The organism is Paralcaligenes ginsengisoli (genome assembly GCF_054781135.1).
Window position 1 is genome coordinate 1 of the sequence record NZ_BAAGUZ010000039.1, and the last position, 25,902, is coordinate 25,902.

At 54.5% G+C, this 25,902-nt stretch carries 25 protein-coding genes, 1 tRNA gene and 1 pseudogene; 16 read left to right on the forward strand and 11 right to left on the reverse strand.

The genetic code is table 11. The annotated features are described in order from the left end of the window. Positions 1-52 precede the first annotated feature (52 nt). The 8 genes and pseudogenes from ACYVIS_RS18180 to ACYVIS_RS18215 form a co-directional block, all read left to right on the forward strand. Positions 53-721: pseudogene (locus tag ACYVIS_RS18180) on the forward strand (tyrosine-type recombinase/integrase); the annotation flags it as partial. A gap of 891 nt (positions 722-1,612) precedes the next feature. Further along, on the forward strand, positions 1,613-2,173 hold the full coding sequence (locus tag ACYVIS_RS18185) for a hypothetical protein (RefSeq protein WP_460874649.1): 561 nt from the start codon (positions 1,613-1,615) through the stop codon (positions 2,171-2,173). 382 nt (positions 2,174-2,555) lie between these two features. After that, positions 2,556-3,308 carry a conserved phage C-terminal domain-containing protein gene (locus ACYVIS_RS18190; RefSeq protein WP_460874650.1) on the forward strand — a complete coding sequence of 251 codons (753 nt, stop codon included), beginning with the start codon at positions 2,556-2,558 and terminating at the stop codon, positions 3,306-3,308. After that, positions 3,305-3,640 carry a hypothetical protein gene (locus tag ACYVIS_RS18195; protein ID WP_460874651.1) on the forward strand — a complete coding sequence of 112 codons (336 nt, stop codon included), beginning with the start codon at positions 3,305-3,307 and terminating at the stop codon, positions 3,638-3,640. Before ACYVIS_RS18190 ends, ACYVIS_RS18195 begins: the two co-directional genes overlap by 4 nt. After that, positions 3,637-4,587, forward strand: a complete 951-nt coding sequence (locus ACYVIS_RS18200; protein ID WP_460874652.1) for an AAA family ATPase — start codon at positions 3,637-3,639, stop codon at positions 4,585-4,587. The genes ACYVIS_RS18195 and ACYVIS_RS18200 overlap by 4 nt, the downstream gene beginning before the upstream one ends. A gap of 135 nt (positions 4,588-4,722) precedes the next feature. Continuing rightward, positions 4,723-4,905, forward strand: coding sequence for a hypothetical protein (locus tag ACYVIS_RS18205; RefSeq protein WP_460874653.1), 183 nt, complete (start codon positions 4,723-4,725; stop codon positions 4,903-4,905). Beyond that, positions 4,898-5,509 carry a hypothetical protein gene (locus tag ACYVIS_RS18210; protein WP_460874654.1) on the forward strand — a complete coding sequence of 204 codons (612 nt, stop codon included), beginning with the start codon at positions 4,898-4,900 and terminating at the stop codon, positions 5,507-5,509. The genes ACYVIS_RS18205 and ACYVIS_RS18210 overlap by 8 nt, the downstream gene beginning before the upstream one ends. 1,254 nt (positions 5,510-6,763) lie before the next feature. Next, entirely contained in the window at positions 6,764-7,417 is a 654-nt protein-coding gene (locus ACYVIS_RS18215) for a type II toxin-antitoxin system PemK/MazF family toxin (protein ID WP_460874655.1), read from the forward strand. A 233-nt stretch (positions 7,418-7,650) separates the two neighbouring features. Here ACYVIS_RS18215 and ACYVIS_RS18220 read toward each other — a convergent pair. Beyond that, positions 7,651-7,726, reverse strand: a tRNA-Thr gene (locus ACYVIS_RS18220). A gap of 490 nt (positions 7,727-8,216) precedes the next feature. On the opposite strand from ACYVIS_RS18220, the gene ACYVIS_RS18225 reads away from it, so the two are divergent. The 4 genes from ACYVIS_RS18225 to ACYVIS_RS18240 all read left to right on the forward strand — a co-directional run bounded on the left by ACYVIS_RS18225 (position 8,217) and on the right by ACYVIS_RS18240 (position 11,714). Further along, on the forward strand, positions 8,217-8,999 hold the full coding sequence (locus ACYVIS_RS18225) for an ABC transporter permease (RefSeq protein WP_232741680.1): 783 nt from the start codon (positions 8,217-8,219) through the stop codon (positions 8,997-8,999). Between the two features lie 9 nt (positions 9,000-9,008). Further along, the gene (locus ACYVIS_RS18230; RefSeq protein WP_460874656.1) at positions 9,009-9,785 is read left to right on the forward strand and encodes an ABC transporter permease; all 777 of its coding nucleotides are present in this window, start codon (positions 9,009-9,011) and stop codon (positions 9,783-9,785) included. Positions 9,786-9,792: 7 nt separating this feature from the next. Continuing rightward, the gene (locus ACYVIS_RS18235; RefSeq protein ID WP_232741678.1) at positions 9,793-10,590 is read left to right on the forward strand and encodes an ABC transporter ATP-binding protein; all 798 of its coding nucleotides are present in this window, start codon (positions 9,793-9,795) and stop codon (positions 10,588-10,590) included. A 62-nt stretch (positions 10,591-10,652) separates the two neighbouring features. After that, positions 10,653-11,714, forward strand: a complete 1,062-nt coding sequence (locus ACYVIS_RS18240) for an ABC transporter substrate-binding protein (RefSeq protein WP_460874657.1) — start codon at positions 10,653-10,655, stop codon at positions 11,712-11,714. Positions 11,715-11,841: 127 nt separating this feature from the next. Here ACYVIS_RS18240 and ACYVIS_RS18245 read toward each other — a convergent pair whose 3' ends face one another. Both ACYVIS_RS18245 and pdxR read right to left on the reverse strand, forming a co-directional pair. Then, positions 11,842-13,428 (reverse strand): N-acyl-D-amino-acid deacylase family protein, encoded by a 1,587-nt coding sequence (locus tag ACYVIS_RS18245; RefSeq protein WP_460874658.1) that lies wholly within the window; start codon positions 13,426-13,428, stop codon positions 11,842-11,844. A 144-nt stretch (positions 13,429-13,572) separates the two neighbouring features. Further along, positions 13,573-14,985: a MocR-like pyridoxine biosynthesis transcription factor PdxR gene (gene pdxR / locus ACYVIS_RS18250; RefSeq protein WP_460874659.1), complete on the reverse strand. Its 1,413-nt coding sequence runs from the start codon at positions 14,983-14,985 to the stop codon at positions 13,573-13,575. Positions 14,986-15,314: 329 nt separating this feature from the next. Between pdxR and hisD the strand changes: the two genes are divergently transcribed. Beyond that, a complete protein-coding gene (hisD, locus tag ACYVIS_RS18255; RefSeq protein ID WP_460874660.1) occupies positions 15,315-16,658 on the forward strand; it encodes a histidinol dehydrogenase in 1,344 nt (447 codons plus the stop codon). After that, entirely contained in the window at positions 16,645-17,838 is a 1,194-nt protein-coding gene (locus ACYVIS_RS18260) for a DegT/DnrJ/EryC1/StrS family aminotransferase (protein WP_460874661.1), read from the forward strand. The genes hisD and ACYVIS_RS18260 overlap by 14 nt, the downstream gene beginning before the upstream one ends. A 36-nt stretch (positions 17,839-17,874) precedes the next feature. Here ACYVIS_RS18260 and ACYVIS_RS18265 read toward each other — a convergent pair whose 3' ends face one another. The 5 genes from ACYVIS_RS18265 to petA all read right to left on the reverse strand — a co-directional run bounded on the left by ACYVIS_RS18265 (position 17,875) and on the right by petA (position 22,044). Further along, positions 17,875-18,306, reverse strand: coding sequence for a ClpXP protease specificity-enhancing factor (locus ACYVIS_RS18265; protein ID WP_232741674.1), 432 nt, complete (start codon positions 18,304-18,306; stop codon positions 17,875-17,877). A gap of 4 nt (positions 18,307-18,310) precedes the next feature. Next, positions 18,311-18,919 carry a glutathione S-transferase N-terminal domain-containing protein gene (locus tag ACYVIS_RS18270; RefSeq protein WP_232741673.1) on the reverse strand — a complete coding sequence of 203 codons (609 nt, stop codon included), beginning with the start codon at positions 18,917-18,919 and terminating at the stop codon, positions 18,311-18,313. Positions 18,920-19,059: 140 nt separating this feature from the next. After that, entirely contained in the window at positions 19,060-19,914 is an 855-nt protein-coding gene (locus ACYVIS_RS18275) for a cytochrome c1 (protein ID WP_232741672.1), read from the reverse strand. Between the two features lie 18 nt (positions 19,915-19,932). Further along, positions 19,933-21,321, reverse strand: a complete 1,389-nt coding sequence (locus ACYVIS_RS18280) for a cytochrome b (RefSeq protein ID WP_232741671.1) — start codon at positions 21,319-21,321, stop codon at positions 19,933-19,935. Between the two features lie 78 nt (positions 21,322-21,399). Continuing rightward, positions 21,400-22,044, reverse strand: a complete 645-nt coding sequence (gene petA, locus ACYVIS_RS18285) for a ubiquinol-cytochrome c reductase iron-sulfur subunit (RefSeq protein ID WP_232741670.1) — start codon at positions 22,042-22,044, stop codon at positions 21,400-21,402. Positions 22,045-22,167: 123 nt separating this feature from the next. Between petA and mscL the strand changes: the two genes are divergently transcribed. Next, a complete protein-coding gene (gene mscL, locus ACYVIS_RS18290) occupies positions 22,168-22,617 on the forward strand; it encodes a large conductance mechanosensitive channel protein MscL (RefSeq protein ID WP_460874662.1) in 450 nt (149 codons plus the stop codon). Positions 22,618-22,684: 67 nt separating this feature from the next. On the opposite strand, the gene ACYVIS_RS18295 is transcribed toward mscL, so the two are convergent. Further along, complete coding sequence (locus ACYVIS_RS18295) at positions 22,685-23,461, reverse strand: Nif3-like dinuclear metal center hexameric protein (protein ID WP_460874663.1); 777 nt, start codon at positions 23,459-23,461, stop codon at positions 22,685-22,687. 16 nt (positions 23,462-23,477) lie between these two features. Here ACYVIS_RS18295 and ACYVIS_RS18300 point away from each other — a divergent pair, with 16 nt between their 5' ends. Further along, positions 23,478-24,611, forward strand: a complete 1,134-nt coding sequence (locus tag ACYVIS_RS18300) for a S1C family serine protease (protein ID WP_460874664.1) — start codon at positions 23,478-23,480, stop codon at positions 24,609-24,611. A gap of 47 nt (positions 24,612-24,658) precedes the next feature. On the opposite strand, the gene tatC is transcribed toward ACYVIS_RS18300, so the two are convergent. Together tatC and tatB are read right to left on the reverse strand one after the other, a co-directional pair. Continuing rightward, complete coding sequence (gene tatC, locus ACYVIS_RS18305) at positions 24,659-25,441, reverse strand: twin-arginine translocase subunit TatC (RefSeq protein WP_232741666.1); 783 nt, start codon at positions 25,439-25,441, stop codon at positions 24,659-24,661. Continuing rightward, entirely contained in the window at positions 25,438-25,890 is a 453-nt protein-coding gene (gene tatB / locus ACYVIS_RS18310; protein WP_460874665.1) for a Sec-independent protein translocase protein TatB, read from the reverse strand. The genes tatC and tatB overlap by 4 nt, the downstream gene beginning before the upstream one ends. Positions 25,891-25,902 lie beyond the last annotated feature (12 nt).

The window sequence follows — 25,902 nt, forward strand, 5'->3', positions numbered from 1 at the left end:
GGCACCACTTTGAACTGTTTCAAACGCCGCGACTAGGCGGCCTTCACATGACGCTTACGACGATTGTTTGCAGCGTGAGCAGTTGAAACTCTGGTTTGAGCATGTGTGCGCTATTGCAAACCCGGTTATCAGTGCCTACCTGCAAACCGCCTTGATAACAGGCGCCCGCCGTGAAGAAGTGGCGGAGCTGCGCTGGGCCGATGTGGACTTTCAATGGAACAGCATGACCATACACGACAAGGTAGAGGGAGAGCGCACGATACCGTTGACGCCCTACGTTAAAAGCCTGCTGCTGGGCTTGCAGCGACTCAATAACGCCCCCTCTAATGTTCGCTACCTGGAGCGCCTGAAAGAGCAAGGCAAGCAGTGGAAGCCGTCCAAGTGGGTTTTCTTTAGCCCGGCTGCCGAGTCTGGTCGCATACAGGAGCCGCGTGTAGCGCATAACAAGGCTATACAGGCCGCTGGATTGCCACACCTGACGATACATGGCTTGCGCCGTTCCTTTGGCACGCTGGCCGAATGGGTAGAGTGCCCTGCTGGTGTAGTGGCTCAAATACAGGGCCACAAACCAAGTGCCACCGCAGAAAAGCACTACCGGCGCCGCCCCCTAGACCTGCTACGCATGTGGCATACGAAAATAGAGGGCTGGATTCTTGAGCAGGCCGGTATTGAGCAGCCAACGGCCGGGACAGCCAAACCCAAAGCAATTACCGCCGCCTGACGACTTCAGGCAAAGCGGGGGCGGATGGTATTGAACCTACCAGTGCCCCCTGACCACAACCCTACTGAAAGGAGTAGAGATCATGGCTAACCACGATATTAGCCCAGGCGTGAAATATAGTGAATGTCTTTGGGGCGATTTAATCGTAGGCACTAAGGAACAATTGCAGGCTCTAAGTCTTGGTGTTGGTCTCGCCTTCCCGGGCGAGCCCGGCGGTCCTAAGCGCACGCTTAATGTACGAGACCCTCGAGGCTACAAAGCTGAAATCTCAAACCTATATCACGAAGATGATGATCTATTTACAGTGCATCTTTATTTTCCGAATTGGCCTAAGAGTCCAGAGCCGGAATGGAAACCTGCATTTGCCGGTGTCAAGAAGTGCGAGCACACCTGGGGGGATGAATATACCGGTAGTGCCGAGGCGTTAGTTGCCGCGGGCCTTGTACCTGTTGGCCATTTTCCTGGTCAACCAGGTATGCGCAAAACGCGCGTCACGATCCTTCCCGATGGAACCTTACCTAGCGGGCCCCCTACGACAAATCCGCGTCTAGCGAAATTCCCTGGCGCCCGGAAGATTGCGCGCGCCTCCGTTTCATTATATAGAGTCCAAATCCACGGACCGGAGGACGAGTGTAGCCGCCGTTGGATGGCATCTATGGCTGCTAAGGAAGAGTGGCGGCGGAAAGTCCGCGCATTACCACGCCCCCACCGACTGGAGGCCGGGATGACATCGCAAAAGCAGAATCATCACGCACGCGGAAACCTCCGTCTTGTGTGGTCTGCCGCCTAACCGCCTTACGCCGCGCCTAGCTCGACGGAGCGAAAACCGGGTACGTTCCCCGGCCGGCGCGGCACCTTATACATCGAACGATATACACAGGAACGAGTGTTATGCATGAAATGGAACCTAAGGATTCTGGCGATGACTTGCAGGAGCATCCACTTGTTACGTTCGGACGAGAGAAGAGATACGTTCTTGAATCAATGGCGGAATTTCGGAGAAAAGCCAGCGATAGCGAACGGAAAATAGAACATATACGCCGTGCGATTCTTGGGGATAAAAAATTAACTCTGGAACAAGCTATAGATGCAATCACTAGGCTTTCACCCAGTGCTATGGACCTTGTGGTCTTGTTGGTAAATAGCAATGACTTAGAAGACCGGTTCGAGAAAGGAATACAGGCGGCTGCAGCGGGGGCGCGCTCCGCAATGGGCAGGAAAGGCGGGGAAGCGGAAAAACTACCAAAGACCAAGGCATACGCTTTGCAGTTAGCAGGAGAGTATGTTTCTGCCCATACAACATTGCAGTGGGCTGGAACCATTGCCAATGCCATAAAAGCACGGGTCTATTTATACTCACGGTGCAAAGAAATTCGCGAGAATCTTAGTGAAAACTCCGACACTCTAAAGACGTGGATAAAAAACAGCAATTTGTCGCAAAAACGACGATAAATTAGGGAGTAGTAACCGCTTGCTGCCCCCCATTAACCGCTTGGTAATCTGTTAGAAGCGCCGCTAAAAAAACACAATCAAGTCTGAATCAACAAGCCGCAAGGCTAAAGGATATAGACTCATGACAGGCATAGCTTCCCAACAGTTTCCGTCTCTGGAAACTATTACACGCCCCGCAGTAGACACTGCCGCGGCAGCTTTCTACCTTAATCGTAAACCGCAGACCCTGCGCACGTGGGCATGTTTTGAGGATGGCCCCATTCGCCCCATGCGTATCAATGGGCGTCTTGCCTGGCGCGTGTCAGATATCAAGCAGGTGATGGGGGTCAAATGAACCCCTCCTTCATTACAGGTGGAAGTGATTTGACGGGAGGGCGCTGACATGGCCCGATCCCGAAATATCAAGCCTGGCTTTTTTACAAACGACGAACTGGTAGAGCTGCCGTTCGAGTATCGGCTGTTGTTCATTGGCCTTTGGACTATCGCTGATCGGGATGGCCGATTGGTTGATCGCCCTAAAAAAATAAAAATGGAGATTTTTCCAGCGGATAACGTCGATTGCGAGAAAGGGATTTCGATGCTGGCCAGCGCTGGTTTTATCACCAGATACTCGGTCCATGAACAGCAGTTTATTCAAATAAAAACTTGGGTAAAACACCAAAACCCGCACATTAAAGAAGCCAAGAGCACCATACCAGCACCGGGATTGCACGGTGCCAGCACCATACAAGAACCATGCGAGGCACAACCTTTACCGGAACAAGCCGGGCTGATTCCTGATTCCCTTAACCTGATTCCTGATTCCCTTAAAACTACATTGTCGGGTAACCCCGACGAATCACTCAACACTCAGGCCAAAGAGGTATTGGAGTATCTGAACACCAAATCGGGGAGAAACTACCGGATGGTTGAGGCCAACATGGACCTGGTGGTTGCCAGACTTAAAGCGGGTGCGACGGTTTCAGATTGCAAAGCCGTCATCGATGCCAAAACCACACAGTGGGCCAGTGATAAAAAAATGCAGGAATACCTGCGCCCGACCACCTTGTTTAACCGAACAAAGTTTGAGCAGTACCTAGGCCAGCTTGGGGGCGGTGGGTCCGTTTCCGGAACGGAATGGGAGAGTGCGATATGAGAGGCCAAAACGCCATCATTCGTATGCGCCTGGACGGCTACAAACCCGCATTTGTTTTTGTTGATGCTCTGGATCATCCGTGCGAGGAATCTTACTTTCGAGATGCCGAGAACAATCTGATGAACGGCGGCCAGGCGCTTATTCATATCGGTTCCGATGATCAAGTGCCAACTTTGGATTTAAGGGCCGTAGCGGGCACCACAGTCGTTTTAAACGGCACTGATCGGGATCGGCTGCGTGGCATCTATGCCCAACTGAAAAAATTCAAGCCATCGCGCATTGTCGCCTCGACGCCGGATTTTGTCTTCGACTCACAGGAGAAAATGGCATGAACGTCGTGCCCCTTATCACGCCTGATAGTTTTAATTTTCGCGAATACATGGCCGCTACTGAGCCACAGGTCAAGGTGTTGCCGGCGGACGCGTGGCGCAGCCAGCTTTTGGACGCTGCGCGCGGCGGCCATGCTTTGCAAGGCGCTCGGCTGCCTTGGACAAAAACACATGACCATATTCGGTTCCGTGGGGGTGAGGTAACGCTCTGGCAGGGCATTAATGGGCATGGCAAAAGCCAGCTGCTTGGCCAGGCGTGTCTCGGATTCGCATCGCAAGGCGACCCCTGCTGTGTGGCCAGTTTCGAGATGAAACCCATTTCGACGCTGAAACGCATGCTGCGCCAAGTGGCGATGAACGACCAGCCCGGCGAACAGGCAGTAACCCAATTAATGGACTGGGCCCACGGTCGTTTTTGGTTGTATGACCAGATGGGCATGGTTAAGCCGGAAATGATTTATGCGGTTATTCGGTATTGTGCTGACCGCCTCAAAATCAAACATATCGTCATTGACAGCCTCATGAAGTGCGTTCGAGGTGAGGATGATTACAACGGGCAGAAAAACTTTGTCGATGTTCTGGCCGGCCTGGCGCGTGACTTGGACGTGCATATTCATCTGGTCCACCATGTCCGCAAATCTGAAAACGAAGAGCGGGTGCCCGGCAAGTTTGACGCCAAAGGGTCCGGCGCCATATCCGACCAGGTCGACCAGGTACTGACCGTCTGGCGGAACAAGAAAAAGGAGCAGGCCGTCGAAAAGCTGCTGCGAAACAATCAGCTCATTGACGCCACTACCAAGGACACACCCGACGCTATTTTGCTGTGTGACAAAAACCGGCATGGCGAGTGGGAGGGCCGTACGGCGCTCTGGTATCACCCACAAAGCCTCCAATACACCGGCGACCAACGCTGTATTCCGTTGGACATGCTAGGGGGGCGCTATGAATGAGCAGCAAGCATTCTTGGCCACTAGGCGAACCCATAGGGCAATCAACGTAGCCATACACAGTACGAAATCTTTCCGAGCATGGGCTGATCCGGCAGGCTTTGACTCGCTCTCAACACCGGAATTTTGGAGTTTCAAATGACAGTTCAGAAAAAACGAATGGCAAAAAAGCCGAGCAAGACTCCTTTCGCCGATGCGATGAAGCGAAATGGACTCGCGTCCGGTTCGGAAACGCAGCGGCGCGTGACGAAAATGTTCAAAACCGGCGACGGTCTGGAGTTTCCTGTGGACGTTCCGGCTGGGAGCAGCGTCGATGAATAAAACTATCAGCCCGGTGAAGGTCGCCAGCGATCACGTGGACGCGATCAAGGCTCAAATCAAGCGCTGTGACAATGTTGCTGAGGAAGCCCAGCAAGTTTCGACAGCGTTGGAGATGCTGCGCCAGGAGCGGGCCGATCTGACTGCGCATGCGTTCCTGAAACAGGAAACTTGCGATACGACCGGGATCGACGCGAAAATTGCTGAAGCCGAAATAAAGAACGCCGACTTGCACTCACAGGCCAACGCAGCGACAGGCGCCAGGGAAATGCTGGCAGCTCAGTTGGCGGAGGCCGAAAAACTCCTTGAGACGGCGCAGCAAGACAGGCGCTTGCAATGCTTTCAATTGCTTGTTGAAGAACGCAATCGAGCCTCCGAAGAGTACACCGCAGCGTTGGACGCACTGCGGTTGAGCTTGATTCACATGGACGCAGCGTGGGGGTTGTCGACAAAGTATGAAGTCGAAGGTCATGGACGCCTGTCGGGATCCGAGTATCTCCGACGAAATCTCTATGATGGCCTTAATTGGTATCAGCACTGGGTTGACGATAGACGGCCAGCTATTCAGGCAGAGATTGCGGAACGCCTGGGCCTGGACTCGGTTTAGTCTGAAGGACAGGCATCACGCCTAACTCAAGCAATCGCCGCTGTTTGACGGTTTCAGGCAAAGGCGGGGGCGGCCGGTATTAGATGTACCGGCGCCCTAACCATCATTCACTATACAGAAGTAATAACGATGGCTGACGTACGTTCTACCCAATCCGCTGTTAACAAAGCCTTTATCTTTCTTGGCCGCCAGCATGAGCAAACCGACCGTATCGTTGCGCTTCTGGCCGGGGCAATCGCGATGGATCGGGACGCCCCCCTTTGGGTCCTTCCGCCGCTTTTTTAAACACGAGGCATTGCGCACCCCGATGTGGCCCCAGCTATGGCCATCGAAAGGTGTTCGCAGTGTTCGCACCGGCGCCGGGCCAGCGCTGGCGGCGGCTCGGGCGCGAGGGGAAGCAGCCGTCGCACCCACCAATGAAACCGGGGCTCTTGGCGATAACAAGCGTAAGTCGCTTGTCTTTGGAGGTACCCGATGAATGGCACGTAAAGGGTGCGAACACCAGTGCAAACACTGCGAACACTGTTCGCACTGGTGTTCGCACAAGAAATCCCTTGCTGGCGGGGCCGGTCGTTACCGGATAGCCAGACGCGGATTAGTCGGTGAGTGCCGCGGATAGCAAAACCCCGACAGGCGGCGCGGTGCGGTTCCTTCACTGGCGGCCGCCATCTATTGGGGAATACGCTGAAAGCGCGACCTGGAGCATGTACCGATTCCCTGGCCTGCGTATTAATTATCCGCCTGGGGCCAGGTTGACCGTTTGGCAATTCGGCTCTGACTATTTTTCCAGTGCGTCGGCGCCGGCTGTCAAATACAACTCACGGCACAATCGACCTGAGCCATAGCCCGGGAAAGTAAGGCTATATCGTCCCGCAATGCTTAAAAAAAGGGGCGCATGGTGGGAGCTGAGCCAGGCCGTCAAGGGCTTGAACGCCGCCTTGAGAGAGCAGGCTGCAATGCTGGATATGCTTTGATGTGGTGGTCAAGGCCTGATGCACTGGCTGCCAAAAAGGTGGCTACAGAAAAAAAGGGGGGGTGGTCGACTGGCCAACGGGTTACCAGTCGCAAGGTTATCAAGTCGGCAAACCTACATCGTCACCAGTGCGCAGGATTGGGGCAGGGCGCAGACACGCGGCGGCGGCCGCACAGAGCAAAGTGCAACGTTGCACTTTGATTCGGTGGCAAAACACGCCGCAGAGTCTGGGGCAAGCCTCTGCACTCAAAAGATGGCCGACAAGGTAAAGGCTGATCCTGGTGGCAGAAAATGCACATTTCGCGCCAAGGATATTGCTCATAAAAGAGCAATTTGCTAAACTACATGTGATTTCCGGCGCTACGGCGCTCGGCTGGAGTCTGAGAGGTCTAAGCCCCTCTCAGCGGCCCACCGAAGGCGATATCAAGCCGTGGTGGGTGTCAGAGAAGAAGGCCCCCTTTATTGGGGGCCTTTGCTTATGCGGGTTCCAAGTGATAGATACAATAAAGAAAAATAACGCTCTAAAGCTCTACTTAAAGACCGGCGAGGTTGTTATCTGCAACTTCGATACTGGTTTTATGGTTCCGGAAATGGTCAAGATCAGGCCCGTGGTTGTCATATCCAAGTCAGCCACTCATTGGCGTGGGCTTTGCACGATCGTCCCACTTTCGACTACATCTCCCGAAAAGGTAGAGGGCTGGCATATTCAAATTGCGAATCCACTCGCAAAGGTGCTTCCCTTGAGCCATGAGTTTGCCAGGGCGGAACGGGTGTGGGCAAAGTGCGACATGCTGTACACGGTTTCGTTTGATCGTCTTTCGCGACCCCATCGTCGCTCAGGTGGTCATCGCTGCTATGACGGTGTCCGGATGGCAAAAGATGATTTGGATGCGGTTTTTAGGGGTGTACGGGCCTATCTTCCTGCTGAGCGGTAAGGCAAAGCATCTTCCCCTCATTTGCATGATGTTGATAACCGGGTCAGCGCTATGTATGCGCCTGTGGCGCCCTTGGACAAAAATAGTCAGTCTTTAGTCAATATGCGGAAATACTAAGCCCTGTTTTTTGGCGGCTGTTTTGGTATTGACTGTTAAAGTCTACACAGTGGCTACATGGTGTAAGAAAAGCAAAACGCCAACCCTTGCGGATTGGCGTAAGTGCTTGAATCTACTGGTGCCGGTTAGAAGAGTCGAACTCCTGACCTTCGCATTACAAGTGCGCTGCTCTACCAACTGAGCTAAACCGGCAAAGCAGACATTCTACAAGATTTTTGTGTTTAGCGTTTGCCGCTAACACACGCAGAATAAGGCTTTGCAGGTTTTCTAACCGTGACAGCGCAGGACAGGAAAGTTAATAAATCACTGTCTTATGCAGTAAGACCTTTAATACATATAAAGGGGCGCTTGTGTTGCTTAATTACTTTTTTATCAATGGGTGCCGACCCAGCCGTTAAATCGACAATGTCTGTGCGGCAACGCGATACACGCAATTGTCCGTGTATGGTCAGAAGAAAGAGGCCAGTGCCAGGCGCGCCTGCCGGGCAAGTGCTGTTATCTCTAATCAGGAAATTCCTGGTCTTACGGATAGGTCATAACTGGTATTAAGAGAAATAACGGCAGTCACGTACCATTTCCCAAAAGCAAAATATGGAGACAAAATCATGAACGTCATTGTAAATAATGGCTATGCCGCCATTAACGCTCCGCCACCTTGTCACGGCATTTGCCGTTAACAACCATGATTGCCAGGGATAAGTTTCTACGGGCGCAAGTGGGTGTTGTTGTCGTGTTGACAGTGCTTGGTTCGTGGTATTTCGGCTCCAAGTATGGCTTTATCAACCCACAACTTTTCCCAACGCCCGAACAGTTCATTGCGGCGGCGCGTCAGTTAACACTGGGCGAAGGCTATGCCGGAGGGCTTTTGCTCCAGCATATTTTGCAAAGTGTAAAGCTTATCTTGCTGGGGTTTCTTGCTGCGACGGCTCTAGGTGTGCCATTAGGGCTATGGATTGGCTGGAGCAGAAAGGCCGAGGCGCTGGTGGGCCCCGTTTTTCTACTAATTCGGCCCATTCCTGCATTAGCCTGGATCCCATTAGCCATTGTATGGCTCGGGCTGGGTGATGCAGCGAAAATCATGATTTTATGGCTTGCTGCGTTTGTACCTTCGGTTATCAATAGTTTTACAGGCGTGCGCAATATTCCCTTAACCATAATCGAAGCCAGCCAAATGCTCGGTATTCGCGGGTGGCCTCTTGTGAAAGAAGTGATTGTGCCGGGCGCATTACCGTCCATTTTCACGGGAGTGCGGTTGTCACTACAAGTCTGTCTTACGGCTCTTGTCGCCGCAGAGCTTCTCGGTGCTCCCTTAGGATTAGGCAAAATTCTCTACCAGGCAAGTCTGGATATCTATCCTGCGATGATTCTGGTGGGTATGGTAACCGTAGCGATTGTCGGCTTTGTGCTCACCGCAGCATTTGATTATGTTGAGCACCTTTCGATGCCCTGGCGTACAAACAACTGAGGTTTTACGATGGACGGCAGACTTACTAAAGCACAGGCCATTGCGCTTCCAATAACGGGAATGCTGCTTTTTTTCGGCATATGGGTTTTTGCGGCTTGGGCCAAACTGGCGCCACGTGAATTTTTGCCATTTCCTTGGGATGTATTGGACGAAGGACTAAAACTAGTAACGGTTCCATTTTCTGGCTTAACTCTGCAAGACCACCTGGCCGCCAGCATTGGACGATTCATGAGTGGCTTCTTCTTGGCCGCGGCTGTCGGGGTTCCGATGGGTCTGTTAATGGGCTGGTATCGTTGGCTGGACAATATCGTGACGCCCCTGTTTGATAGCTTGCGGTTTATTGCTCCTATTGCGTGGGTACCCTTTGCGGCATTGTGGTTTGGAGCTGGAATTGGCGGCCCCACCATGATTATCTTTGCCGGAGCCTTTCCCCCATGTCTCATTAACGCTTATCGAGGCTCCCTCTTTGTCGAACAAAAGTATATCGAGGCGGCACAGGTCTACGGTGCTTCAGGCGTCCGCATTGTCTATGAGGTGCTTTTACCCGCCGCGCTCCCATCTGTCATCGCCGGCCTGCGAGTTGGTGCAGGGGCTGGCTGGCAATCGTTGATTGGTGCCGAATTGATCGCGTCTAACAGTGGTATTGGCCTATTGATGGTGCGCGCGCAAGCCGCCTTGGACACCCCGATTGTGATGGTGGGCATGATCGCTACGGGTGTAGTGGGCATGCTTATTGATTTTGGTTTGGGTGGTGTTGAGCGTTGGCTTAATCATAAGCGAGGCTGATGGATTTATGAGCAATATTGTCTTTTCTAATGTCTCTCGTAGCTTTCGTCGGGAAGGTAAAGATTTCCTGGCTCTCGATGACATTACTTTTTCTGTGCAGGAAAAGGAGTTTGTCGCCGTGGTCGGACCCTCTGGCTGTGGCAAAACTACGTGTTTGCGCATGGCTGCCGGGCTGGAGTTCGCCAGTACGGGGAGTGTTGCAGTGGGTGGCAAGGAGGTTAAAGCTCCGGGGCCGGAGCGTGCAGTGGTGTTCCAGCAGTTCGCACTATTTCCATGGAAGACCGTCTCGGAGAATATTCGGTTCGGGCTTCGGTCGCTGCGTGTTGCTCGCAGCGAGGCAGACGAGCGCATCCAATGCAATATACGGCTTATGGGTTTGGACGGCTATGAATCTGCCTATCCCCATCAGCTTTCCGGTGGCATGCAGCAACGTGTGGCAATTGCTCGTGCCTACGTGCTCAATCCCAGCGTACTTTTAATGGACGAACCCTTTGGGGCGCTCGATGCTCAAACTCGTACGGTGATGCAGGAAGAGCTGCTGCGCGTGGGGCGGGTCAATCCGCGAACCGTGATGTTTATCACTCATGCCGTCGAAGAGGCCGTTTATCTGGCCGACCGTGTGGTTGTGATGACCCGCCGTCCAGGAAGAATTCAGGAAATAGTCGATATTAAGCCAGTTCGTGATGCCGAAGGATGGCAACAGTACGAACGCATTGAAGACGTAATGGATCTTGAGTCATTTGTGCATCTGCGAACGCAGATCTGGCGGTTGTTGCGTGAGCAAAACGAATCAGTAGCTAATTAATCCCCAACGCGTTGAGTTTCTATCGTTACAGTTGTCTTTGAAATAAATCGAGGAGAAATGGTATGAATAAGATTATTAATTGGGTTGTGGCCGTGTTGCTAATGCTCACAACCTTGGGCGTTTCAGCTAAAGAATTGCAAGAGGTTCGTATAGGCTCGCAGCCTGCCTTGTTTAGTACCCTACCCTTTTTAGTAGCTGAAGAAAAAGGTTGGTGGAAGGATGTCGGCCTGAAGGTAACAATTACCAACTTCCCTGCCGGCGCACCGCAAATTGCAGCGAGCAGATCGTGGGATGTGGGCATAGTTGGATCGGTGCCTGCAGTACTCGGTGCCGTGCGGTTCGGGCTTCACACGATCGCGCTCGCCGAAGATCAGTCGGCCGTCAACGCACTCTACGTGCATGGTCCAAATAGTGATAATTACATCAAAAATCCCGCGTCAATCAAGGGTAAGACGATATATCTGACCGGAAACTCTACGGTAGACCTGGCCGCTCGGTACTGTCTAAAGAAGTTTGGCCTGAAAAAGGGTGACGTCACCATACGGTCAATGGATCAAGCTCAGATTGTATCTGCCATGAGTTCAGGTAGCGTCGAAATTGGTGCGCTATGGGCGCCCAATACGTACACAGTAGAAGAGAAAGCGGGTGCTAAGCTGCTCTGTTCGGGTAAGGATGCCGGTGTTTTGATTCCTGGCAACGTAGTCGTACGGGCAGAGTGGGGTAACGCTCATCCGCAACGAGTAGCGGCCTTTCTTGCTGTCTATTTGCGTGCCCAGCGTTGGTTGGAGGCCAACCGGAAGGATGCTCTTGCCTTGATGAAAAAATACTACGCAACGGGTGGTGTCTCCATCTCGGAGGCGGCGATGAATAAAGAGTTTGATCGTCGCCCCACTTTTGATCTTTCCCAACAATTGGCTTTATTCAAGCGCGGCTCGCAAGCGTCTCGCGTTGATACCAATATGAATACAATTGCTTCCTTTTCGAAAGAGGTCGGCGCTTTGCGTGCGGATGAGCCATTGCCGGACCCCAAGACGTATATCACCGATAAATACTTAAAGTTGGTCAATAACAATCCGAAACTGAAATCATTTGCTGATTTAACTAGTCGTGGCAAGGGGCAGTAAATTTCTTCATCGCTCGATGTCCTCTGATGCCGGAGGCTTCTCAACTGCCTGGGCGTATCAACCCGGCAGTTGGCGAGCGGTAAGTGACGATCTATCCAGACCTAATCTGCGTGCTGCCGTGTTCAGATTAATGACGCAGTACACGCCCGGACTGCACGTCGTTTCGCATTCCGTCGCGCACGGCAAAGCGCCCGTTAACCATGACGTGAACGAAACCTTTGGGCGAATTGAGAGGCGCTCGCACGGTCGATTCATCGTGCACGAGTTCCGGATTGAAGACGGTAACGTCAGCGAATGCTCCCGCTCGAAGCCTCCCTCGATCGGCCAGCCCAAGCCTTTCGGCGGGCCGAACAGTGATACGATTGACCGCTTCCACTAATGAAATAATTCCACGTTCGCGGGCATAGTGGCCAAGTAAGCGGGCCGTCCATCCGTAGCCGCTGAGCGATCCGATAAGCCCCTTTAGCGGGCCGCGTTGCGAAAGGGCCAACGTATCTGACATCACCATGCACTTGTTTTCTCGCATACACATGCAAATGTCATTGTCGTTAAAACTGTGGGAAGTCCACATCATTTGCGGCAAACCCTCTCCTTCTTCCATTAGTAGATCCAGCACTGCATCAAATGGCTCTACGCCTCGAAGTTGAGCGATGTCCGAGAAATTCATGCCAATCAGGGCAGCATTCGCTACCGAATGCAATAATACAATGTCACTCCAGCGTCCTACCGTAACCAGGCGCCACATGTGGTTTGGATTCTCCTTCATGCGTTTGCGCAAAGCCGGGTTTTTAAGACGTTCGAGGGTTTTGGTTGTACCGCCTTCGCGTGCCCACATAGGCAGTACCGACACCGTACTTGTATGGTTCCAGTCATGCGGGATAATATCAAAAGCAACGTCTACGCCTTCGCGCTCTGCGCGATATAACATTTCGAGCGTGTGCTGCATGGCCATGGCAGGCGCACCAAACTTGGGTTGTATGTGCGAGATTTGGAGTTTGGCATTAGTGTGCCGTGCCGTTGCAATGGCTTCGGAAAAACCCAGGTCGTAATAAACATCACGGTTACGCACATGAGTGGAGTACAGGCCATTGCGTTTGGCCGCGACGGTGGTTAGTGTCGTGATCTCTTCGAGCGAGGCCGCAATGCCTGGCCAATATTCGAGACCCGTCGAAAATCCCCACGCTCCGTCGTCAAAGGCTTCTTCCGTGAGCCGCTGCATGGCGGCTATTTCGTCAGCGGTGCTAGGCGATGAATCATTTTCTTTAACGGTGCCATGAATTGCACCATGGCCGACGAATGCCGCCACATTGACGGCAGGACGCGCCTTTTCGAGCTGTTCGAGATACTCTCCGAAAGAGCGCCAGTTAATTGGGACACCGACGTCGACGTAACCGAACAGTTGACTGCCGCCTGCGTGTCGGCCGAGCGGCGCACAGCTAAATCCACATTGTCCGATGACTTCTGTTGTGACGCCTTGGCAGAGTTGGCTATCAGCACGTCCGTCGGCAAGTAGCGTGAAATCGGAATGGGTGTGGATGTCGATGAAGCCGGGTGTCACGGTTAATCCGCTTGCGTCGATACGGTTGGCTGCGCTGGCTTGCTTCAAATCACCCAGTGCAATGATGCGGTCTCCTGCAATACCAATGTCGGCCACGAAACTCGGTGCTCCAGTGCCGTCAATGATTTCACCGCCTGCGATAATAGTGTCGAACATGAATTGGCCTCCTTATGGCTGTTCAACGTTAGCAGTCCAATAAATGCGCAGGTAGGTCCAGATGAATTTTATTGATAAGGCCAGCGTATTCACACTACGACTCCTCGAATGAGGTATGACCTTGGTAAGTCGTGTTTTTGGCGATTAAGGGTTCAGCATGAGTTCTTCTGCGATGATCTTTACCCCCGGTTCAATACGGTCTATTGCAATAGACGAATAGCCGATTCGCAGATGATTTTGCGGTTGTTCGTTGCCGGCGAAGAAGACGTCTCCAGGTTCGACGACAACACCTCTTGCATAGAGGCGCTGCGCGAGCTTTCGTGTGTCCAGCCCTGGCGGCCCGCTGATCCAGAGCGCTGAGCCGCCTTCTGCGGGCACTTGTGACAGTTGCGGCGTATAGGTTTGCAGGGCCGAATATAAAGCGGCGGCCCGATGCCGGTAAGCTATATTAAGCCGACGCATGAAAGCTTCATGGTGGCCGTGGGCGATGAAGCTGGCCGCTGACTGCTGATTATTGGTCGGCACGTGTCGCATCATTAGACGTCGTAGGGATCGAAGCTCGCGTATGAGTTCTGCCGGCGCCACGACAAAGCCTAGCCGCAGACCATGGGCGAGTGTCTTTGAGAGGCTGCCGACATAGATAACGCGCTGCGCAGTGTCCAGGCTTTTAAGGGCGGGAGTCGGCCGGCCTGAAAAATTAAGCTCACTTTCGTGATCGTCCTCGATCACTATGAAGTCATCGCGCGCCGCATAGGACAGTAACAGGCGTCGTCTCTCGAGCGACATGGTTACCGTAGTCGGGCATTGATGGCTAGGCGTGACGTAAACATAATCGCAGTGTGACAGCGTGGCGTCTGGCACAAGGCCATCGCTATCTACGGCCAAAGGCTGGATGTTTTTTGATCTGAGCGAAAAATTGTTGCGTGCGTCAGGATAACCGGGATTTTCAATACCGATTCTGGTATTTGGGCCTATCAGTAGTTGGGACAACAGAAATGTGGCTTGCTGAGCCCCTGCGGTAACAAGAATTTCGTCTTGCTCGACCCATATGCCGCGTGCGGGAAGCAGGCGTCGCTGGATTTGTTCGACGAGTGGTTCATTGTCGCGGTCGAGGTGATCGGGAGCCCAGAGATGTAAGGCGCGTGGCTGAAGGGATTCCAGTACGCACTCGCGCCAATCGTGGATCGGAAACAGGCTGGCGTCAAACTGCCCGTAAATAAAGGGAAATGGCTGTTGCTGCCAGTCGGCCGGCTTTTCTATGTTCTGTTGTGTTGATGGGGTAATAAGCAAACGGCGTTCCCAAGCGACGCCTTCTCGTGGCATCGCCTCGTCAGGTTGCTTCCGGGCACCAAGATGGGCGGCCTGAGGTTGTTCGGCAACCACATAACCGCTGCGTTGCTGGCCTACAACAATGCCTTTGTCTGCCAGTGCCTGCAACGCCAGCATGACCGTCGTACGAGATAGCCCGAGCGTCTGGGCCAGAAGGCGGCTGGAGGGAAGGGTTTCGCCTGGAAGAATAAAACCTTCTATAACGGCATGCATCAGCATGTCGCGCAATTGCCCTTGCAATGTGCTGGATTGCTTTTCGAATTGCCGGAATAGCTGCGGCCACATTATGTCGATGGTGCGAGTCAACGGCTTCATTTTGTGGCTCACGGTGTCGGCGGAGGGTAAAAAATGCTGGCTTTATGGATAGATCATATCTGGTATTAAGAGAAACAACCACAGTCACGTACCATTTTCAAATTATCCCTGCAGCCAGTCTGCAATTGCTGAGCCGGCACCAGGTCAATAGGTCTACGCAGGTCAAAGAAGATAGCTATGCCTTTCGCACTATCTGGCGATGCGTGGGTTGCCCTATTCAATCGAGAATTCTGGAGACTAATGTGCGTTACATCAAGACGGCCGCAGCAATCGGACAGGTTCGCGCCGAGAACAAATTGATTCAGGAGCGTGTAGAGGCGATGCTTGCCGACATAGAAAAGCGGCGTGAACAAGCGGTTATCGACTATGCGCGACGGTTGGACGGCTGGGAAGGTGATTTTGTGCTTTCTGCGTCAAAGCGTGAAGCACTTATCAGTGAAGTGCCCGATGGGTTGCGGGAGGATATTTGTTTTGCACATAATCAGGTTGTCAGGTTTGCCCAGGCGCAACGTAACAGCCTGACCGAATTCGAGATTGAAACTGAACCGGGTGTACGGTTGGGCCAGCGTGTGGTTTCGATCGCCGCCGCAGGGTGTTATGTCCCCGGAGGGCGTTATGCTCACGCCGCGTCAGCCATCATGAGCGTTGCTACTGCCAAGGTCGCCGGTGTTTCGGGTATTGTCGCGAGCTCGCCTCCGCGTGGCCCAAGTATAAACTCCGCGGTGGCTTACGCGATGGACCTTTCCGGCGCCGACATTATTCTTGAAATGGGGGGAGTACAGGCCGTCGCCACCATGGCTTACGGGCTGTTTGGTTGCCCGCAGGCCGATATTATCGTGGGCCCCGGTAATGCCTATGTGGCGGAAGCCAAACGTATTCTGTTTGGACAGGTAGGCATCGATGTTTTCGCCGGTCCGACAGAGTCGGCGATTATTGCCGACGGAAGCGCCGATCCGATGACCATTGCCGTCGATCTGGTGTCCCAGGCCGAGCACGGCCCGAATTCTCCGGTCTGGCTTTTTACCACGTCCGAGCGCCTGGGCCACGCGGTCGCTGAACTAATGCCCCAGGTGGCCGCCGACATGCCCAATGCGGATGTGGTCATTGCCGCATGGCGCGATCATGGCGTGATCATATTGTGTGAATCACGCGATGAGGTGGTGAAGATCAGTGATCAATATTCTCCCGAGCATGTGCAGGTTCTTGCCGAAGATCCGTCTTGGTGGCGCGACAATCTCAGCAACTATGGATCCTTGTTTCTTGGCGAAGGAAGCACCGTTAGTCACGGAGACAAATGTTCGGGTACCAATCATATTCTTCCTACCAAGGGCGCCGGTCGTTACAGTGGCGGCCTGAATGTACAAAAGTTTCTAAAAGTTCTTACCTATCAAGAGCTCTCGCCCCAGGCCAATAAGGTGTTCAGTGCCGTAGGCTCGCGGATTTCTCGTGCCGAGGGTATGGAGGGTCATGCGCGGGCGTGTGATTGGCGGTTGCGCAAGTATTACCCCGACACGTGCTGGGATTTCGACGTCTACGAGCAAAGGAACTACGCATCAAGCGCGGGAGATAGCCGTGGAAAACTTTGAAAAGTCTTTTACCCAGCAAGAACCAGTGCCGGAAATCGGCATTGAGCGTGCCATTGAGATAATGCGTGGCGGGCGCTTGCATCGCTATAACGTGAATCAAGGCGAAACCTCCGAAGTGGTGACTCTCGAAAACCAATTCGCGAATTATCTCGGAGTGGACTACTGCCTGGCATGCGCTTCGGGTGGCTACGCAATGGTGACGGCATTGCGGGCCTTTGGACTGCAGGCGGGCGAGTCTGTGCTGACCAATGCGTTAACGCTGTCGCCTGTTCCTGGCGCCATCCATGCGGCGGGGGGCAAGACGATTTTAGTGGAGACGACAGACCAGCTCGTGCTCGACCTGGACGATCTGGAGCGAAAGCTGGGTGATACCTCCTCCCGGCTTGTGCTGATCTCTCATATGCGCGGCCATATTGTCGATATGGACGCCTTGTTGGCCATTCTTGACAGGCATGGTGCGTCGTTGATCGAGGATTGTGCCCACACAATGGGAGCCGCCTGGGCGGGGCGTAGCAGCGGAACTTTCGGGGTTGCAGCCTGTTTCAGCACCCAAACGTATAAACATATCAATTCGGGAGAGGGTGGCTTCCTGACCAGCAATGACTCCGGCCTGATGGCGCGAGCGGTAATTCTGTCTGGTTCCTATATGTTCTACGATCAGCATACAGCGGGGCCGGCGCCTCATGTGTACACCGATATACGGCTCGATACGCCAAACTGTTCCGGCCGCATGGATAACCTGCGTGCAGCCATATTGTTGCCTCAACTATCCTGTTTGGGTGACCGCGTTTCGCGCTGGAATGAGCGCTATCACGCCGTCGCATCCGAGTTGGACGGGGTGGACGGTCTGAAAATGCCGCTGCGGCCGCCCGAAGAGCAGTTCGTCGGCAGCTCAATACAATTTCTTGTCCCCGGCATCAGTACATCACAGGCCAATGTCTTGCTTGTGACATGCAAGAAGCGTGGCGTTGAGCTTAAGTGGTTTGGTGCCGCGGAGCCTCGTGGCTATACCAGTCATTACTCAAGTTGGCGTTATCTAGACACGCAAACCCTGCCACAGACAGACCAAGTGCTTCACAGTCTGTTTGACATGCGTATTCCACTTACCTTTTCTATTGATGATTGCCATCTTGTCGGACGAATCATCAGGGAGAGCTTCAACGTTTCATTAAGTTCATAAGTTCGCATAATCAGGGGACAACACCATCAGCAAGCGCTACTTGACGACAGTAAGACGCGGGCGCTTGGGATCGTCATCGGGCGAATCGGGGGGGGCGTCGGCAGCCGGTTTGGCGGTATCGCCGTCGGCGCCGCTGTCGCCGGAATGAGGTTGGGATGGCTCTACATCGAAACCCATGCCGGCGCCGGTTTCCCGGGCATAAATGGCCGATACCGCGGCTACCGGCACGAAAATGTGCTCGGTGACGCCGCTGAAACGGGCTTGAAACTCGATAAACTCATTGCCCAGGGTAAGCCGGTTGGTGGCCAGCGTGCCGATGTTCAGGGTAATCTGGCCGTCGTGGATATGTGCTCGTGGCACAACCGTGTTGGCATCGACCGTTACAACAATATGAGGGGTATAGCCGTTATCGGTACACCACTCGTGCAAGGCGCGGATCAGATAGGGTTTTGTCGAAGTTTCAGGCATGGATTTAGCGGCGCATAACTTTTTCGGACGGAGTCAACGCTTCGATATAGGCCGGGCGCGAGAAAATGCGCTCGGCGTATTTCTGGATCGGGGCCGCGTTTTTAGGCAGCTCGATCCCGTAGTGATCCAGGCGCCAGAGCAAGGGGGCGACGGCCACGTCGAGCATGGAAAACTCTTCGCCCAGCATGTACTTGTTTTTCAGCAGCATGGGGGCAAGTTGCGCCAGGCGATCGCGGATGTTGTGACGCGCATTGTCGAGTACCTTGCTGTCGGTTTGTGCGCGATTCTCGAGCGTGGAAACGTGTACGAACAGCTCTTTCTCGAAGTTGTACAAGAATAGGCGCGTGCGGGCCCGCATGACGGGATCCGCCGGCATGAGTTGCGGATGCGGGAAGCGCTCGTCGATGTATTCGTTGATGATGCTCGACTCGTACAACACCAGATCGCGCTCGACCAGGATGGGAACTTGGCCGTAAGGGTTCATAACTGCGATGTCTTCAGGCTTGTTGTAGAGGTCGATATCGCGAATTTCGAAGTCCATACCTTTTTCGAACAGCACAAAGCGGCAGCGTTGAGAAAAGGGGCAAGTCGTTCCGGAGTAGAGCACCATCATGTTGTGGGTTCCATCTTAGAAGTAAAAACAAGAGCACGCCAAAAACTCGGCTCATAAAAGGGAAATAGGCGTATTACGTTACGCCTATTTCTTGACCGGCAGCTTAAGCGATCAGCTAAGCGCTACCGGATGTAACAATGCTACTTGACGTCTTTCCAGAACGCGGCATTCAGGCGCCACGCAACCAACAGGAAAAAGGCCAGGAAAATCAGGACCCAGACCCCCAGTTTTTTGCGGAACAACTGGGACGGCTCGGCCATCCAGCCCAGGAAATTGCTGATGTCGGCAACATTGTTGTCGTAGGCAGCCACTTTGGACGGGTCGGCGGATGCGAAAGTGTCTTTGGAGACTTCCGGGCCGTGATAGTTGCTGAGAGCCACGGTCTTGATTTCGGAGAAACCCTGATCGTCGTACTTGCTGGTGGTCTGTTCCCATTTGGCTGTGCCATCGGCCTGTTCGACTTCGTGGATGGAAACGCGGGTCAGCGTGCGCGGGCCTTGCAACTGCCATAGCACGTTGGGCATGGCCACGCTTGGGAATACGAGATTGTTCCAGCCCGTATGCATGGAGGTGTCGCGGTAGAAGCTGCGCAGGTAGGTGTAGATGTAATCGACGCCCGAGTGCCCCAGGTTCTGCGATTTGGCGCGCGCGATCACCGACAGGTCGGGGGGCGAAGCGCCAAACCACTTCTTGCCGTCGGCCGGCGTCATGGCGACCTGCATCAGGTCGCCGACTTTGGTGCCGGTAAACAAGAGGTTCTTTTTGATTTCCGCATCGGTAAGACCGATATCGGTCAGCTTGTTATAGCGCATGGAATTGGCGCTATGACAGTTCAGGCAGTAGTTGACGAACAGCTTGGCCCCGTTTTGGAGCGAAGCCAGGTCGTTGATTCGATCGGGTGCGCGGTCTAGCGGATACCCACCTTCGGACGCGAAGGCGGCCGTGAAGGTGAGGGATATCGCAATGGCACCAAGCAGCTTTTTAATCATGATCATTCCGTACGGTATTAGGCCTTAGTGAGCGTGAAACGTGACTCGGTCGGGAACGGGTTTGAATGTACCCAGGCGGCTCCAGACTGGCATCAGGAGGAAGAAGCCCATGTAGATCACGGTTCCGATTTGACTGATCAGGTTGTACGTGGGGTTGGGCGGTTGAGTGCCCAGGAAACCCAGCACCAGGAAGGCCAGAATGAAGATCGCGTACAGGAATTTATGCCACGTTGGACGATAGCGTATCGACTTGACCGGGCTGTGGTCGAGCCAGGGCAGGAAGAACAGGATGACTACCGAGCCGCCCATGCTTACAACACCCCAGAATTTGGCGTCCAGGGTTTTCATGAGGATTGCGACGATAATGAGGATGACCGGCACGATAATCCGCCAGGCGCCCGACAGCTTGCCTTTGAAGAAGAGGGCAATGGCGGCGATGAGGGCGCCGGCCGACAGCACCCAGGTAAAGTCGCTGGTGGTGGCGCGCAGCATCGTGTAGAACGGCGTGAAGTACCAGACCGGAGCGATGTGCGGCGGTGTTTTCAGCGAGTCGGCGGGAATGAAGTTGTTGTACTCGAGGAAGAAGCCGCCCATTTCCGGGCCGAAGAAAATAATCGCGGCAAAGATCATGAGGAAGCCCGCCACACCCATGATGTCATGGACCGAGTAGTAGGGGTGGAAAGGAATGCCGTCCAGCGGGTGGCCCTGAGCGTCTTTGGGGCCTTGCTTGATTTCGACGCCATCCGGATTGTTGGAGCCGACTTCGTGCAAAGCGATGACGTGAGCCACCACCAGTCCGATGAGCACCAGCGGAATCGCAATCACGTGGAAGGCAAAGAAGCGGTTGAGCGTTGCATCCGAAACCACATAGTCGCCGCGAATCCACAGGGAGAGTTCAGGTCCGATGAAAGGAATGGCCGAGAACAGGTTGACGATAACCTGCGCACCCCAGTACGACATCTGGCCCCAGGGCAGGAGATAGCCGAAAAAGGCTTCGCCCATGAGACAGAGGAATATCGCTACGCCGAAAATCCAGACGAGTTCGCGGGGCTTGCGATACGAGCCGTAGAACAAGCCGCGCAACATGTGCAGGTACACGACCACGAAGAACATCGAGGCGCCGGTGGAGTGCATGTAGCGAATCAGCCAGCCCCAGGGGACTTCGCGCATGATGTATTCGACCGAGGCGAACGCCATCGCGGCATCGGGCTTGTAGTTCATGACCAGGAATATGCCGGTCACGATCTGGATCACCAGCACCAGCAGTGCCAATGAGCCAAAGAAATACCAAAAATTGAAATTTTTCGGTGCGTAATATTCCGACATGTGTTCTTTGAAGAGGGAGGTAAGCGGGAAGCGCTTATCTATCCAACCTAAAAACCCTGTCGTATCGACGGTTTTCTCGCCAGCCATGAAACGGCTCCTTTTTCTATCTTACGAGGCGTGTTGATTCAAAATCATGTGAAGCAGGGGCTTCCGGTATGGAAGCCCTTAAGCCTTGTTGTCTTCGTCGACGCCGATGGTAACCATCTTGCCGTCGGCCGAAAATGCATAAGGCGGTACTTCGAGATTGTCGGGAGCGGGCATGTTTTTGAATACCCGCCCGGCCAGGTCGTAAGTAGAGCCATGGCAAGGGCACAGAAAGCCGCCTTCCCAGCTGGCGGGCAAGCCGGGCTGGGCGCCCACGTCGAAGTGCGGCGTGGGTGAGCAGCCCAAGTGGGTGCAAATGCCCACGCAAACCAGGTATTCGGGTTTGCGCGAGCGATATTCGTTTTTGGCGAATGGGGGTGTGAAGCCCGGGCGATCGGAATTGGGATCGGCCAGCTCAGGATCGTTTTTCGGCAAATCTTTGAGTTGCTCGGGGGTGCGGTGCAGTATCCATACAGGCTTGCCGCGCCATGCAACGGTGTGCATTTCACCGGGGGCGATTTTGGAAATGTCGACTTCAACTGGGGCGCCGGCCGCTTTTGCTCTTTCGGACGGAGCAAAAGAACTGACAAAGGGAACTGCGGTGGCGACGCCTGCTACACCGCCTACTGCACAGGCAGAGGCGACCCAGAAACGGCGCGAGGGATCGGGTGGAAGGTTGGGATCAACCGCACCGGCATCATCGAGCTGTGTCTTATCCTGACTCATTCTTGTATCCTTATTCATGCCCGTCCGGGCATTACCATTCACTGTTTTGGCATATGTAAAAGCTTAGCAACCGCGTATTATAGCGTTAGCCCGTTGTCGGGTGAATTACTAAAGGATGAACACATGAGCAAAGCAAAAGGTTTTCTGGGAGAGTTTCGAGAATTCGCCGTTAAGGGAAACATGATCGACCTGGCCGTTGGTGTCATCATTGGCGCGGCTTTTGGGAAGATTATCGACTCTCTGGTGAAAGACGTCATCATGCCGATCATCAGCTTCATCTTTGGCGGCAAAGTTGATTTTACCAATCTATTCTGGGTACTGTCTCAGCCCGCGAATTATGCGGGCCCGCATACCTACGCCGATTTGACCAAGGCTGGCGCGGTCGTACTGGCATGGGGCAACTTCCTGACCATCCTGATCAATTTCATCTTGTTGGCTTTTGTGGTGTTTTGTCTGGTGAAGGCGGCCAATACAGCCCGCACCAAGATCATGAAAGAAGAGGCGGCCGCTCCTGCGCCGACTCCGGCAGACATCGTGCTGCTGCAGGAAATCCGCGACCTGCTTAAAAAATAATTGCCCGCTTCACGTTCTTTAGCATTCTCTTGAACCAAGGCCACGCCGATTCGCGTGGCCTTGGTTTTTATATCGGGTTGTCCAGGTCGATAAATTCCACCCGTATGCCGAACTGCGCGGCCACGGCCTGGCCAAGCGCCTGTATGCCGTAGCGCTCGGTGGCGTGATGGCCGGCTGCAATGAATCCTGTGCCGGTTTCTTGCGCCCAGTGAAAGGTTTGTTCCGAAGCTTCACCCGTGACGTACGCTTGTGCGCCGGCGGCGGTGGCGGCCTCGATCATGCTTTGCGCTCCCCCGGTGCACCAGGCGACGCGTTCAATATTTTGTTGTGGATTACCAACAACCAGGGGCTGGCGCTGTAAAGCTTCGTAAATTTCATCGCCCAGCGCACCCAGTGTTTTCGCGCGGGTCGGGCGGCCCAGCCAGACCAGTCCGTCGGGGCCGCAGGTAAGGGGCTGGCCGGATTCATCGTGCTCGGGCTCGAAACCCAGCACACGCCCCAATTGCGCGTTGTTGCCCAACACAGGGTGGGCATCGAGCGGCAGATGATAGGCCCATAGATTGAGCTCGTGCCGCAAGGCCAGGGCAAGCCGGGCGCGTTTCGGTCCGCGGATGCAGGGGTCTTCGTTTTTCCAGAACCAGCCGTGATGAACCAGTACCGCATCGGCCTTTTTCGCGACGGCAAGCTCGATGAGCGCCTGAGAGGCCGTAACTCCGGTGATAATGTAGGTAATTGCGCCTTTGCCTTCGACCTGGAGTCCGTTCGGACAGTAGTCCTTGAAGCGCCAGGCTTGCAAGGTAGTATCGAGCCAGTGAGTGAGCTCCTGCGTGGAAACCTGATTCATTTTTGCCTTTTGCCTTATGCGTCGATTGTGGTTGCTATTCGCCCAAACAGTAACGGTCTGCCTCGGTATTTTATTCATCGTGGCAACTTTGCGTCCCGATTGGCTGCACTCGTCGCCAAGCGGTCGCTCCGCGGCGCCGCAAATCTCGGCGGCCGGCGAGGTCTCGTATGCCAAGGCCGTTGCCCTGGCTACCCCCGCTGTTGTGAATGTTTATACCAGCAAGAAGATTCGGGTGCCTGTGGTGCCGCTGCCCAACGACCCCGAACTCAACCGGCTTTTCCGCGATTTGCCTGGGTTCAGCCGGCGCAAGAAAACGACCAATCTGGGTTCGGGCGTAATTGTGCGCGCCGACGGCTATGTGCTGACGAATTATCACGTGATCGAAGCGGCCGATTCGATTCAAGTGGCCTTGAGCGATGGCCGGCAGGCCGCTGCCAAGCTGGTCGGGGCGGATCCCGATAGCGATCTGGCGGTCCTGAAGATCGACTTGCCCAATCTGTCCGCCATTACGTTCAACAGCGAGCGCCATGTCCAGGTCGGCGACGTCGTGCTGGCCATCGGCAATCCGTTTGGCGTGGGGCAGACCACGACCATGGGTATCGTGTCGGCCTTGGGGCGCAATCGTCTCGGGATCAATATTTACGAGAATTTCATACAGACCGATGCGGCAATCAACCCGGGGAATTCAGGCGGTGCCCTGATCGACACCATGGGTCGTCTGGTTGGCATCAATACCGCGATTTATTCCGAGAACGGCGGTTCGCTGGGCATTGGTTTTGCCATTCCGGCTGAAGCCGCGCACAAGATCATGGAACAGATCATCGCCACCGGCTCGGTGACGCGCGGCTGGCTGGGCATCGAACCCCAGGATATCACTCCCGATCTGGCCAGGGCCTTCAACCTGCGGCAGGACGATGGGGTGATTATTGCCAGCGTACTTAAAAACGGCCCGGCCGGCCGGGCCGGCATCCGTGTGGGCGACATTGTGCTCAAGATCAACGATCAGCCTGTGTACGACACCATAGGCTTTTTGAACCAGATCGCGCCCTTGCCCCCTCGCCACGAAGTCACATTAACGATCTTGCGTGGCGGCAGAGTCATCGAGCAGACTGTTCAGGTCGGCACGCGCCCGCGCATCACCAAGCCGTAGGCGGCGTTTCTCCGACGCAATTCGCGCATCGAATGCGCCCGCCGAATTCACTCGTCGAGCGTGCTGATCTCTTTGCTTTCGGCTTCGCGTTCCTTGGCTTCCTGTTTCTTGAGCATGCTGGCGACGAATACGCCCAGCTCGAACAGTACGCACAGGGGGAAGGCCAGCATGAACTGGCTGAGCACGTCGGGCGGTGTAACCACGGCCGCGGTGATGAATGCCCCGACAATGACGTAGCCGCGAATCGAGCGTAGCTTTTCCACCGTGACCACGCCGGTTTTGACCAGTAGTATGACCGCTATGGGCACCTCGAAGGTAACGCCGAAGGCCACGAACATGGTCATGACGAAGTTCAGATAGGCTTCGATATCTGGCGCCGGGGTAATCGAATGCGGCGCGAAAGTGGCAATGAAGTGGAAGACCGTGCGGAAAACCACGAAATAGCAAAATGCCATGCCCAGCAGGAACAGCAGCGTGCTGGAGATGATGAGCGGCATGGCCAGGCGTTTTTCGTGTTTGTACAGCCCCGGGGCGACAAACGCCCAGGCCTGGTACAACACGAAGGGCAGGGCCAGGATCAGCGCCGCCAGCATCGTTACCTTGACCGGCACCATGAACGGCGTGATCACCCCGGTGGCGATCATGCGGGTGCCTTCGGGCAGCGTGGCCAGCATGGGCTGGGCCAGGATGTCGTAGATTTTCGAGGCGCCCGGATAAATGAACAGCACCACGAAAATGATCAGCACGGCAAAGGCCGCGCGCATCAGCCGCGTACGCAGCTCGATGAGGTGCGAGATGAAGGAGTCTTCTTGAGGGGCGTCCTGTGTCACTGTGGCGTCCCGGTAGGTGGTTTGGGATGGGTTTCTTCGACCAGTGCGCTGGCTTCGGCGAAGCCGGGCAGGCTTTTCTGGGTATCGGGTACCGCCGGTTCGAGTACTGCCGGCTCGGAGGCCTCCGCATGAGCGGCCTCGTGCAGGGATTTCGATGCGTCGGCAAGGGCGTCTTTAGCCTCTTGCAAAGGCGCTTGCAGGCTCTTGCTGGTTTCCTCCAGCGACGTCTTTACCGACCGGGCCGCGTCTTCCATCTGGTCTTTCAGGCTGCTCAGGTCGCCGAGGTCCATTTCGCGCTGGATATCGCCCTTGACGTCGTTGACGTAGCGTTGGGCGCGGCCAACGAGATGGCCGACGGTGCGGGCCACTTTGGGCAGGCGTTCGGGACCGATCACGACGAGCGCGACGGCGCCGATCACAATGAGCTCACTAAAGCTGACGTCGAACATGGATAGGCAGAT